The sequence below is a fragment of the Flavobacterium gyeonganense genome (assembly GCF_029625295.1).
GTDB lineage: Bacteria > Bacteroidota > Bacteroidia > Flavobacteriales > Flavobacteriaceae > Flavobacterium > Flavobacterium gyeonganense.
On the sequence record NZ_CP121112.1, the window covers coordinates 2,521,445 to 2,533,857 of the forward strand.

A 12,413-nucleotide genomic window follows, 5' to 3' on the forward strand; every position below is an offset into this window, starting at 1 on the left:
ATCAATATCATGAAAAAAAATCTATTTAGAATAGCTTTATTGAGTACTGTTTTTGCAGCTTTAACGTTAGGAAGCTGTAGTAGTGACGACAACAACGATTCAGGAACGAATCCGCCAGTTGCAGACGGCACACGCTGGATAACTTTAACAGGATCTTTTCCTGATGCTGCCGGAACAGCAGGAAATGGAGGAACACGCGCCTACGCTATTACACCTGAGAATGCTGCGGATCCAAATTATGTAGTCGATCTTTTTAAAATGCAAGCTGAGAAATATGTTGTGGGGGTTGCTTTAAAATCAAGCCGTACAGCACGTGTTCAGGCTTCTGCAGATGGTCAGTTTTTATACAACATCCAATATACAGGAACAGAAGGTGGTGTATTTAATAAATACAAAGTTTCCGGTGAAGGAAAATATGAAGAAGTAGGTTTTGAATTAAATACTGCAACTATCCTGGGAACTTCTCCTCGTTGGGTTAAAGCTGCTGAAGGGATTGGTGTTGGAGTATCTTTTGGCGAAGCATTAGATCCTTACACTGGTAGTGCTCCAAATTACGTATGGAGACATCCAAAAGGAAAAATCAAAATTGCAAACATTGACTTAAATAATACTGCCATCACTAATACTGGTAATATAGACGTAGAACTTGGAGCTGAATTAGAAGCACAAGGTTACCATGTATGGAGAGCGGATGTACCGGTATTAAATCAGGCCAAAGACAAATTATACATTGGTTTAGGTGTTAGAAGACACAACGTAAACGGTACAGTAACAACAAATGCAACTACTGGTGCTATCTCTGGCTGGCAGACAACTACAGAAAGAAATTTAGGTACTCTTACTTATGTGGTAGATTATCCAAGTTTGAGAAATCCTAAAATTATAACTTCAGAAAAAAGTATGATTGACAATTTAGGATATCGTACATTAACACAGTATGTTGGAACTGATGGGAATCTTTATCAGGCGACTGCTACTTCTGGTCCGGATATCTTACGTATCAGCAAAACAACTAATGATTATGATCAGACTTACCACTTCAATTTAAATATTGCTTTAAATGTAACCGGTGCTCAAATTAAAGCCTGGAGATATATTAAAGACGGAGTAGCTGTTGTTCTTTATACTGTAACAGGTACTAATGGCGGTTATATTGCTTTAATAGATTTAAATGCTAAAACAGCAACTAAATTAGCTACAGATGTTGAAACTGATACTGCATTAACAACCACATTTGGACAGTTCCAAAATATCGGTTTAGTTGGTGATAATGTATACCTTCCACTAACTCCTGCAGGAAAAGATGGAAACATTTATATCGTAAATTATAAAACCAAAGAAATCAAAAAAGGAGCTACATTAAAAGCTGCTTCAGGAAGTTTCTACTTGGGGGCTTACTAAGCTGTCCAAAATTAAAAGCATAAAAAAGCCTGTTTCTTCTTTGTGAAACAGGCTTTTATTTATTCGAAATTACCTTTTTAAACGTTTTTCAGATTGATGATTTCCTGATCTGTCAAAAAGCGCCAGTTTCCTCTTGGTAAGTTCTTTTTGGTCAGACCTGCAAAAGATACACGGTCAATACGCAAAACATTGTATTCAAAACTCTCAAAAATTGAACGAACCACTTTTACATTAGCAGTACGTAATTTTAGGCCCACTTCGCTTTTTGGCTCATTGTCAATATAGCTTATTTCTTCTACAAAAACACGGTGTCCATCCAAAACCAATCCTTTGCTGATTTTTTCCAGATCCTCATATTTTAGGTTTTTATCCAGTGAAACCTGATAGATTTTAGATGATTTCTGATTCGGTAAAGTAAACTTACGAATCATATCATTATCATTCGTAAACAATAATAATCCAGTTGTGTTTTTATCCATTCTCCCTACCGCTGCTATTTTAGCGTTTGTAGCACCACGCACCAGTTCCAGAACATTACGATATTCCTGACCTTCATCTAACGCCGTAGTAAAGTTTTTTGGCTTATTCAGTAAAATATATTCCTTCTTTTCCGGAGTCAGGATAACACCGTCAAAATTCACAACATCATTTAGTTTTACTAAATAACCCATTTCGGTTACCGCAACACCATTTACTTTTACGTTTCCGGACTGAATGTATATATCAGCATCTCGACGCGAGCATACACCTGAATTCGAAATATATTTGTTCAATCGAATTTCGTCTGAAGCTTTTTGTCTTTTTGGAGCCTGATTCTGTTTTTTTAATTTTGCTGCTTTTTCTTCTTCCACAGCTTTAACAGCAGGATTCACTTTTTTTGGCCCTTGCGCACGCTTTGCCATAGGAGGTTTTGGCTTGCTGGAGTTTGATCTTGAGCTGTTTGGTCTTGATCCGCCTCTTTTATTATTGCCTTCCTTGTTGTTCATAAATTCTGTAATTTGTGCAAAGATAGTTTTTTCCTGCTAATAAATCTTAAGTTCATTGTTGTTAGATTAATAGCAATAAGGTTTTGATGAATCAGAAGCATAAAATGGCATTTTTTGAATTGAGGTAGTTATTACACAGAGTTTCTCAAAGCAGGCACAGAGTTACACAAAGTTTTTTTAATTTTTTGTGAGCCTCTGCGAAATTCTTAGTGAATCTCTGCGAAATAAACTCTAAAAGTTCGAAATCAGCTGTTTCCCGTGCCACAACACACTCGGGTTAATCAAAACAATACAAAATACGCCTGAAACAATCAAAAACTTAAGCACATTATGAAGCATCAGGTATTGCTCTTTGGAGTTTGATTTCCATAAATACAACAGGAAAAAGAGTAACACCATAAAACACACATAGAAATAGATATCCATATAGCCTACATCATAAACATTGATTAATATGTATACGGGAAGTATGGTCATAAAGGTTAAAACTGTAATGATCTGCTTTGAGACCCTTTCGCTGTAAAGAATTGGAATAGTCTGGTAATTATTAGCTAAATCACCTTTTAAATTTTCAAGATCTTTAATCATTTCCCGAATTAGCAGTAGCAAAAATAAAAACATTGCATGTGCTGAAATTACTGCAAAATGACTTCTGTGGTTTTCTATTTCGTCAAATGAAATCTGATGGTAAAAAAATACAATAAAATGGCAAAAAAAGGCAGCACAGCTAAAAAAGCCGCCGTAAGATTTCCAATAATGGCATACTTTTTAATTTTATGCGAATAAAACCAGATTAGAAAAATATAAGCTGAAAAAAATAAGCAAGCACGCCAGGAAACGATTAAAGCTGTCAGAACGGCCATAAAGTTCAGGGAAAAGTAAACTGAAAGTTTTGTTTTCTGACTGACCAGACGATCCAACATAGATTTGTTCGGTCTGTTGATCAGGTCTTTCTGGCTGTCATAAAAATTATTGATAATATAGCCAGAAGCAATCGTAACGGCAGACGCAAATACAATCAGAAACAAGTAGGAATCAAGTAAAATATCGAGCGCTCTTTTCTCCGGAGCTAATATAAAAATCGCAGATAAATATTGTGCCAATACAATAATCGGAATGTTATAACCTCTTACTACAGAGAACAGACTGACAATTTTCATTACTAAAAGTTTGTGCTGCCTGCTTAACATCATAAGGTTTTAAAGTTTGGACAAGGTTAAATTAGAACTGATAAACCACTTCTAATTTATAGTCTTTTAGGGAAACTTTTGCACGCTCTAAATCTTCTGTAAACCCTAAAATGTAACCACCGCCGCCAGAACCGCAAAGTTTTAAATAATAATCGTTGGTATCAATTCCGTGTTGCCAGATTCCGTGAAACTGCTCCGGAATCATAGGCTTAAAGTTATTTAAAACGACTTTCGAAAGCTTTTTAGTATTTGTAAACAACGATTTCATGTCGCCGTGCAAAAAGCTCTCTACACAGGCATCGGTATATTTTACAAATTGGTTTTTTAGCATCGCGCGGAAACCTTTGTCTTTCAGGTTTTCCATAAAAATATTCACCATCGGAGCGGTTTCACCCACAATTCCTGAGTCTAACAAGAATACAGCGCCTTTTCCGTCAAAACTTTGAGTCGGAATGCCTGTTGCTTCAATATTGTCTTTAGAATTAATTAAAATTGGAATGCTCAAATAACTATTTAACGGATCCAGACCAGAACTTTTTCCGTGGAAAAAACTCTCCATATTTGCAAATATGTTTTTTAGCTGCAATAGTTTTTCACGCGTCAGATTCTCAAGGACCGTAATTTTATGGGCAGCATATTTGTCATAAATAGCCGCTACCAATGCACCACTGCTGCCTACTCCATATCCTTGTGGGATACTGGAATCGAAGTACATTCCGTTTTCAACATCACTTTTTAAAGCTGCTAAATCAAAAACAACCAGATCAGGTTGTTCTGTTTGTAAATTTTCCAGATAAACGCTATAGCGTTTTAAACTTGCATTTGAGGCTATGGCTTCCGCTGAAGGATTTTCATCTCTCTTTAAGGCTCCATTATAAAAATTATAAGGAATAGAAAGTCCTTTAGAGTCGCGAATGATTCCGTATTCTCCAAAGAGTAATATTTTTGAGTAAAATAAAGGTCCTTTCATAATTGAAAATTAATAATTACCAGTTGATAATTAATTATATGTTTTTAGAAGTTTTTATGATGCTTGTTAGCAATCGTAATAATTCTATTATTTTTGGTTTTATATTTTGAAACTCTACATCCGAAAGATATTTTGTTTCATACAACAAATCTAACCAATATTCTGTTTCGTTTGCTTCTTTTAATGAAATAGATAATTTATGGATAAAATCAGCTTTACTTTGAGCATGTTCAGATTCTCTTACATTGGCACCAATCGAGGTTCCGGATCGCAAAACTTGTCTGGATAATACGAACTCTTTTTTCTCACTTAAAACTTTATAAAGATTAACAATGTCAATTGCAAAAGCAAAAGATTTTTCTTTAATAATGTTTTTCTTCTCCATAAAGTTAGTGATTAATTGACAATTATCAATTATCAATTATTAATTGACTTCCAGCGCCAATTTCGTCGCAAATGTACTGACCATTTTGGCAAAAGCCAACTAATTCGTTCTTAATAAATTGCAACACTCTTTCTTTAACATTCTCAGGGTACAAAACATGCACATTTGCACCTGCATCCAAAGTAAAACAAACCGGAATACTGTTTTCGTTTCTGAATTTCCAGATTGCATTGATAATTTGTAAAGTATTTGGTTTCATCAATATATAATACGGCATCGAAGTCATCATCATAGCGTGCAAAGTCAATGCTTCGCTTTCTACAACTTTAATGAACTCTTCCAGATTTCCGCTTTCAAAAATGGCAATTAATTGATCCAGATTTTCATGCGCCTGCGCAAAACGGCTGTAGGCATACGGATGATTGTGCATCAAATCGTGTCCAACGGTGCTTGAAACCTGTTTTTCGCCTTTATCAACCAATAAAATGGTATCCTGATAATTATGGAAATTTTCGTGGATTGTGTGTGGAAATTCAACTCCGAATAAATCGGAACTTCCTTCAATATTGGACTGCTCGCCCCAAACTACAACATTCCCTTTTACACTTCTACAGGCACTTCCTGAACCTAAACGGGCTAGAAAAGATGCTTTTTGGTAAAAATATTCGTCTGTCATTTCCGGATTTAGTTCTCGTTCCAGATTCATAAAATTCATTGCCAAAGCTGCCATTCCGGATGCAGAAGAAGCTATTCCTGAACTGTGTGGAAAAGTATTATGTGTATCAATCGTAAAATGATAGTCTTTCAAAAAAGGCAGATACACTTCGATTCGTTCTAAAAACTTCCTGATTTTCGGTTTGAAATCTTCTTTTGGTTTTCCTTCAAATAGTAAATCGAATGAAAAAGCATTCTGATTCTCTTTCTTTTCAAAAGTCAGTTTTGTAATCGTTTTGCAATTATTCAATGTAAAACTTACCGAAGGATTCGCCGGTATCTGGTTCTCTTTTTTCCCCCAGTATTTTACCAATGCAATATTGCTGGGTGCGCTCCATTCGAAATTTCCGTTTTCGACTGTTGAAGAATATGTTTTAGGAATAAAATCAGCTGCTGTAAACATGAATTGTAAAATTTTGGCAAAGATAGTTTTTTCACCCTGAAAGGGATAATTTTTTCACCATATAAGTCATATAAGAAATTATAAGCAGCTTTACTAAAATGAACTTATATAACTTATATGGTTTAAATTTTTCTTTTGCCTATTTTTGAATTCAAAATTTGAGATCATGAATAAGTTTGTAAAAATCGCTATCGCTATAATTATTTGTTTAACAGTAGGATATTCTGCAAGTTTGGTTACAAGACCAAGCGTAGTCGAGTGGTATCCTACAATCGAAAAACCTTTTTTTAATCCGCCTAATTGGATTTTTATGCCGGTCTGGACATTGCTTTATATTTTCATGGCCGTTGCCGCAGGATTAGTCTGGGATAAAATAAAAGAGCAAAATGAAGAAGTCAAAAAAGCGTTAGGATTCTTTTTGATTCAGTTAACCCTTAATGCCATCTGGTCGTATTTATTCTTCGGACTAAAAAACCCGATGCTGGCTTTAATCGAAATTGCACTTTTATGGCTGATGATTTATGAAACCTACTTAAAATTTATCAAAATCAATAAAACTGCGGGTTATTTATTCATTCCTTATTTAGCCTGGGTTGGCTTTGCAGCGATTTTGAATGCGAGTATCTGGTGGTTGAATAAGTAGTTTTTGTTTCAGGTTTGTTTTGTTACAGGTTTAATCAACGCGTTTATACTTTATGAATAGATTTAATTTTTTTGTTATTGTCTTGGTTTTAATGTCTTTTAAAACCTTTGCCTGTTTGAATTGGGAACTAAAAATATTAAAAAATAAAGTTGAAATTTACCGTGACCGTACGCATCAATATGTCCCTTTCGGCCATCAATTCAAAATTAAAGATTTTCCGGCTTTAATTTGGGATCTTGAAAAAGGATATGAAAAAACAAAAGACATAGATTATTTGTCTGATAAGGGCTATGTTTTAATTATTCAGGGAAAATATCAGGAAGCCTTAAAACTATATTTAGAAATTGAAAAAATAAAACCAAACAGATATTCAACAGCTTCTAATCTTGGAACTCTTTATGAGTTAATGGGAGAAAATCAAAAGGCTTATGAGTGGATTAAAAAATCCATTCAATTAAATCCTGAATCTCACGAAAGATCTGAATGGCTTCACCTTAAAATTTTAGAAGCCAAGATTCAAAAACTGCAAAATCCGTCAGGACAATTTTTTATTAATACAAGTTTTGGTTCAGAAGTTACTCCAAAAACCAAGCTTTCCTACGAAGAATTGGATAAATTGAAACACGCATTGTACTTTCAGTTAAACGAAAGGATTTCATTTATAAAACCGAAAGATCAAATTATTTCAGTTTTATTGTTTGAATTGGGAAATATTACAAATGTAATGAGCGAGTATAATTATAAAGACGCTTCCGAAATATATTTGCTTTCAAAACAATATGGGATTGAAAATGAATTACTTAACGAAAGGCTTATTTTATGTTTAAAACAGATTTCTAATTACTGTTCTCAACAGGGAAAGCAAATTGATGAAGCTGTAGTTGAAATAACACGTAAGAACAATATTTTAAATTGGCGATTATCGAAAAAGAATGATAACTTAACTTTAGTCTTAATCTGTGTCATTATTTTTTCTATTCTATTAATGGTTTGTCTGGGTGTATTTTTCTTAAAATGGAAAAAACTTAAAAAATCTATTTCAACTTCTTAAACTCTTCATTTTTAACATACAAAAAATCCATCGTAGCCAGAATATTTGGGTTTTCTAACAGGGTGTTAGATTTAGGATCAGCTTCGCAGAATTCAACAAAAAGCGCTGTTTCTTCGGGCTTTAATTTCAGATCTTTTGTCAAAAAATCAGTATTTAATGTGTTTTTTAGGAGCTGGCTGAAATCAATTTTGGGACTTTCCTTTTTAGGGGTTTCTTCTTTTTTGAATAAATTCCGAATTTGTTTTCCAAGGTAAATAAAATCTGTTCCGTTGGGCATAACTGCTTCTTTATAACCAGCAATTTTTAATCCTTCCTTTGATTTGTGAGAGTTTAGCTTAATCTGTTCTATTTCTTCTTTAGTCAGCCAGACTGTTTTTGATTCCTTATTCAAAACGACAACTTCTTTCAGCTCTTCCGGTTTGGCAATCATATTGACCGTAAAAGCATTGGACTGAATGTTTTCTGCTGTGACTTTTAATCTTGTAAATAAAAAATCTTTTGAGAAGAAAAGCAGACTGTCTTTTATATTTACAGCAATTGAAAATTCGCCCGATTCATTTGTTCTGGTGCTGATTTTAGCAGTTTTGTTGATTACTTCTACATTTTTAAGCGGAAGATCCTGAGCAACTACCTTTCCATGAAGCAATTTTTCAGTTTGTGAAACAGATAACTGATAGGTGAACAAAGAAATTGTGGTAAGTAATTTTACTCTCATACAGTACTAATTTGTTGAGAGTAAAATTATTAGAATGGTCTTAACTAAAACTTACAGAATATGTAAAGTCTTGTTAAATAATATTTAAAAGGTATTTTTATAAAATATTTAGTAACTCAAAAGGAGTATTTATAACCACTTTCGCTCCGCTTGCTTTCAACTCTTCTTTGGTTCTGTAACCCCATGTCACGCCAACGGGAAACATTTTGGCATTTAAAGCGGTTTCAATATCCACATCAGAATCTCCGACAAAAAGGATTTCCTCAGGTTGTAGGTTCCAGTTTTTGCTGATTTCAATCGCTTTAAGCGGATTCGGTTTTTTGAGTTCTTCTGTGGTTAAACCTGCAATTGCATCAAACAAATTGGGGAATAATACCTCGGTTACTTTTTTAGTCAGTTCATCGGCTTTGTTTGAAAAAACAGCGAGTTTGATTCCTTTCGAATTTAAATCATATATTAATTCGGCTATTTCTTTATAAGGTTTAGTTTTCTGAACACAATTACTATCGTATGTTTTAAGCATATTCTCAAAACAAACCTGAACCTCATCTTCTGTATTATTGGATGAAGGCAAAGCTCTGGCAACTAATTTTCTGAGGCCATTGCCAATAAAGTATTGATAAGTATCGTAATTGTGGGTTGGGTAATTTAGATCGGCAAGAACGGCATTCATCGCATCTGAAATATCTTCTAATGAATTGACTAATGTTCCGTCTAAATCAAAAATAATTCCTTTAAATTTCATTTTTATATTAAATATTATTGGCTAAAATGAATCCGCTGGTCCAGGCATTCTGAAAATTAAAACCTCCGGTAATGGCATCGACATTGACAATTTCGCCCGCAAAATACAGATTTTCGTGTAATTTGCTTTCCATGGTTTTAAAATTGATTTCTTTTAAATCGATTCCACCTGCGGTTACAAATTCTTCTTTAAAAGTGCTTTTTCCGTTGACTTTAAATTCAGCTTTGGTTAATTGTGACGTTAAGTTCTGTAATTGATTCTTAGATAAATCGGCCCATTTGGTTTCTGTTTCAATTCCCGAAGCCAAAACCAGGTTTTCCCATAAGCGATTCGGGAACTCAAAAGGTGATTTTTTAGAAACTGCTTTTTTAGCGTGTTCCTGTTTTAAGTCTTTTAGTATTTTTTCAGCATCATCATAATCGACATCATTTAACCAATTTACGAAAATGGTAAACTGATAATTTTTATCGTGAAGGATTCGTGCTCCCCAAGCCGAAAGCTTTAAAATAGCGGGACCGCTCATTCCCCAATGTGTGATTAGCAAAGGACCCGTTGATTCTAGTTTGGTATCTTTTACGTTTACGGTAACTTGGGCTGCAACTCCGGGTAATTCTTTAATCCTGGAATCTTTAATATTGAATGTAAATAGGGAAGGAACGGGGCTTACAATTGCATGACCTTGTTCCTGAAGAATTTCCCAAATTTTTGGATTGCTTCCGGTTGCCATAACTAATTTTTCAGTAGCGTAATTTTCGGTTTGTGTGTCAATTTTCCAGTGATTTTCTTTTTTAAAAATCGATTGTACGCTTTGTCCTGTCAATACTTTGATACCTAACTTTTCTGTTGCTTTTAAAAAACAATCAATAATAGTTTGCGAGGAATTTGAAACGGGAAATAGTCGCCCGTCTTCTTCGATTTTTAATTCAACACCGTGTTTTTCGAACCATTCGATTGTATCGCCTGAGCAAAATTGATGAAATGGACCGCGAAGTTCTTTTTCGCCCCGAGGATAAAATTTGACCAGTTCATTAGGCTCAAAACAAGCGTGTGTCACGTTGCATCTTCCGCCTCCGGAAACGCGGACTTTAGAAAGCACTTCTTTTCCTCTTTCTAAAATGGCGATTTTCAGTTTCGGATTTTTCTCTGCAATATTAATTGCGGTAAAAAAACCTGCAGCGCCTCCGCCAACGATGATGATGTCGAAATTTTTAATCATATTTTTTTGTTCACCGCAAATTCACGAATTTTTTTTCTCATAGATTGTAAAAAAAATAAAATCGTGAATTCGTGGCTATTATTATATTTTATCTGGATTATCAGAGATAATTCCGTTTACGTTATAACTTTTTACTTTTTGAATATCTTCTTCTGAGTTTACGGTCCAGGGGAAAACCAGAAATCCTTTTTCCTGAATTTGAAGAACTTTTTCTTTATTCAATAACTGAAAATCAGGATGAATGGCTTTTGCTTTTATGGTTTCGGCGAAAGCCAAAGCCATATCAAGATCTTCCTCCGTTAAAACACCAATCGGAATATTTGGATTTAGTTTCTGAACTTCTTTTAAAGCATTCCAGTCAAAACTCGAAATGATAAAATGTTCGTAGTTCCAGCCTTTTTCGGTAATATATTTTTCGATTAAAGAAACCACATTTTTTGAAGTATCCGCATTTTTTAATTCGACATTGATGAAGCATTTTTTATCTACTAAATCAAAAACTTCGTTTAGAGTAGGAATTTGAAATTTTCCAGCAACCAAAAAAGACTTTAATTCGGATAAGGTATAGGTGTTGATATCCCCTTTACCGTTGGTCATTTTATCGATAGTTTCATCGTGCATTACGATGATGTGTTCGTCAGCGCTGATGTGAACGTCCAGTTCAATTCCGTCCGAATTTAATTCTAAAGCTTTTTGAAAAGCCTGAAGCGTGTTTTCGGGTTCGTATGCTTTGGCACCTCTGTGGGCAATTTTTAACATAGGTAAAAAATTTAACCGCAAAGGTCGCAAAGTTTTACGCAAAGGTCACAAGGAATTTATCAAAAAATAAATAGCAAATTGAAACGTCTCCTATTTAAGTTGCCAGCAAGCCGATTTTAACTCTATGAATAAAAAAGTTATTTTTTTGAAAAAAAACAGACAGACTAGTCTGTTTTTTATATCTTTGTTCAGCAATTAAGAAATTATGAGTTTACCAAAAGAAAGAATATTAGAAAAAGCCTCTGTTTTATTTCATCATCAGGGTTATAATAGTACAGGAATTAATCAAATTATAAGTGAAGCAAATGTTGCAAAAGCAAGCTTTTACCAACACTTTAAATCTAAAGATGACTTATGTATCGAGTTTCTGAACAGGAGACATAAATATTGGTTTGAAGAACTTTCAAATTATACTTCAAGTTCAAAAAAACTGAAAGCAAAAGTTATTTCTGCTTTTGATTTCATTATTCATATGAATGAAAAAGAAAATTTCAGAGGTTGTTGTTTCTTGAATATCTTATCCGAAATATCAAAAGAACAAGAAAATATTCTTACGGTTATTCAAGCTCACAAAAATGATTTGAGAATTTTCTTTAAAGAAGTGCTCGAAGATGAATTATTGGCAACACATATTTATCTTCTATTTGAAAGCGCTATCATAGAAAGCCAATTATTCAAATCAAATGAAATCGTAAACAAATCCAAATCAATAATAAACAGTTTAATTTAAAAAAATTACAAAATGCAACAAAAACATCCGCTTCCACCTTTTACGCTGGAAACCGCAAAACAGAAAATTCAAATGGCCGAAGATGCCTGGAACTCACAAAATCCAGAAAGGGTTTCGTTAGCTTATACTATTGACAGTGAATGGAGAAACCGAAGTACATTTGTTAATGGAAGAGAAGAAATTGTAAAATTCTTAACTGATAAATGGAATAGGGAACTGAATTATAAGCTGAAAAAAGAGTATTGGTCGCATTCGGAAAATAGAATAGCTGTCAGATTTGAGTATGAATATCAAAACAAAGACGGAAAATGGTTTAGAGCTTACGGAAATGAAAATTGGCAATTTGACGAAAATGGATTAATGGAAAAGAGATACGCAAGTATAAATGACATTGAAATAAATGAGTCAGAAAGATATCTGTAAAATGAACAGCAGGTAACTGCGGCTACACGCCATTGCTCATATTCGGTGAATTAAACATTTTATTTTCATAACTCCGTTCAGA

Annotated in this window: 13 protein-coding genes and 1 pseudogene; 5 read left to right on the plus strand and 9 right to left on the minus strand. The window is 33.9% G+C overall.

All coding sequences use genetic code 11. The features are described 5' to 3' along the window. Positions 1-9: 9 nt before the first annotated feature. A complete protein-coding gene (locus P5P89_RS10995; protein ID WP_278011944.1) occupies positions 10-1,401 on the plus strand; it encodes a hypothetical protein in 1,392 nt (463 codons plus the stop codon). Positions 1,402-1,478: 77 nt separating this feature from the next. Here P5P89_RS10995 and P5P89_RS11000 read toward each other — a convergent pair whose 3' ends face one another. The 5 genes and pseudogenes from P5P89_RS11000 to P5P89_RS11020 form a co-directional block, all read right to left on the minus strand. Further along, positions 1,479-2,387: a pseudouridine synthase gene (locus P5P89_RS11000; protein WP_278011945.1), complete on the minus strand. Its 909-nt coding sequence runs from the start codon at positions 2,385-2,387 to the stop codon at positions 1,479-1,481. 231 nt (positions 2,388-2,618) lie between these two features. Beyond that, positions 2,619-3,577: pseudogene (locus P5P89_RS21780) on the minus strand (geranylgeranylglycerol-phosphate geranylgeranyltransferase). 31 nt (positions 3,578-3,608) lie between these two features. Then, complete coding sequence (locus tag P5P89_RS11010; protein WP_278011946.1) at positions 3,609-4,547, minus strand: mevalonate kinase family protein; 939 nt, start codon at positions 4,545-4,547, stop codon at positions 3,609-3,611. 34 nt (positions 4,548-4,581) lie between these two features. Beyond that, the gene (locus P5P89_RS11015) at positions 4,582-4,932 is read right to left on the minus strand and encodes a four helix bundle protein (RefSeq protein ID WP_278011947.1); all 351 of its coding nucleotides are present in this window, start codon (positions 4,930-4,932) and stop codon (positions 4,582-4,584) included. A 25-nt stretch (positions 4,933-4,957) separates the two neighbouring features. Next, positions 4,958-6,049, minus strand: coding sequence for a diphosphomevalonate decarboxylase (locus P5P89_RS11020; protein ID WP_278011948.1), 1,092 nt, complete (start codon positions 6,047-6,049; stop codon positions 4,958-4,960). Between the two features lie 166 nt (positions 6,050-6,215). On the opposite strand from P5P89_RS11020, the gene P5P89_RS11025 reads away from it, so the two are divergent. Together P5P89_RS11025 and P5P89_RS11030 are read left to right on the plus strand one after the other, a co-directional pair. Then, entirely contained in the window at positions 6,216-6,692 is a 477-nt protein-coding gene (locus P5P89_RS11025) for a TspO/MBR family protein (RefSeq protein WP_278011949.1), read from the plus strand. Between the two features lie 115 nt (positions 6,693-6,807). Continuing rightward, the gene (locus tag P5P89_RS11030) at positions 6,808-7,743 is read left to right on the plus strand and encodes a tetratricopeptide repeat protein (protein WP_278011950.1); all 936 of its coding nucleotides are present in this window, start codon (positions 6,808-6,810) and stop codon (positions 7,741-7,743) included. Here the strand turns inward: P5P89_RS11030 and P5P89_RS11035 are convergent. The 4 genes from P5P89_RS11035 to P5P89_RS11050 all read right to left on the minus strand — a co-directional run bounded on the left by P5P89_RS11035 (position 7,727) and on the right by P5P89_RS11050 (position 11,178). After that, positions 7,727-8,458, minus strand: a complete 732-nt coding sequence (locus P5P89_RS11035; protein ID WP_278011951.1) for a hypothetical protein — start codon at positions 8,456-8,458, stop codon at positions 7,727-7,729. The genes P5P89_RS11030 and P5P89_RS11035 overlap by 17 nt on opposite strands. Positions 8,459-8,555: 97 nt before the next feature. Then, complete coding sequence (locus P5P89_RS11040; RefSeq protein WP_278011952.1) at positions 8,556-9,203, minus strand: HAD family hydrolase; 648 nt, start codon at positions 9,201-9,203, stop codon at positions 8,556-8,558. A gap of 7 nt (positions 9,204-9,210) precedes the next feature. Continuing rightward, entirely contained in the window at positions 9,211-10,419 is a 1,209-nt protein-coding gene (locus tag P5P89_RS11045; RefSeq protein WP_278011953.1) for a BaiN/RdsA family NAD(P)/FAD-dependent oxidoreductase, read from the minus strand. A gap of 81 nt (positions 10,420-10,500) precedes the next feature. Next, positions 10,501-11,178, minus strand: coding sequence for a glycerophosphodiester phosphodiesterase (locus P5P89_RS11050; protein WP_278011954.1), 678 nt, complete (start codon positions 11,176-11,178; stop codon positions 10,501-10,503). Between the two features lie 205 nt (positions 11,179-11,383). Here P5P89_RS11050 and P5P89_RS11055 point away from each other — a divergent pair, with 205 nt between their 5' ends. Both P5P89_RS11055 and P5P89_RS11060 read left to right on the plus strand, forming a co-directional pair. Then, entirely contained in the window at positions 11,384-11,908 is a 525-nt protein-coding gene (locus P5P89_RS11055) for a TetR/AcrR family transcriptional regulator (protein ID WP_278011955.1), read from the plus strand. A 12-nt stretch (positions 11,909-11,920) separates the two neighbouring features. After that, positions 11,921-12,331, plus strand: a complete 411-nt coding sequence (locus tag P5P89_RS11060; protein ID WP_278011956.1) for a nuclear transport factor 2 family protein — start codon at positions 11,921-11,923, stop codon at positions 12,329-12,331. The last annotated feature ends 82 nt before the right edge of the window (positions 12,332-12,413 follow it).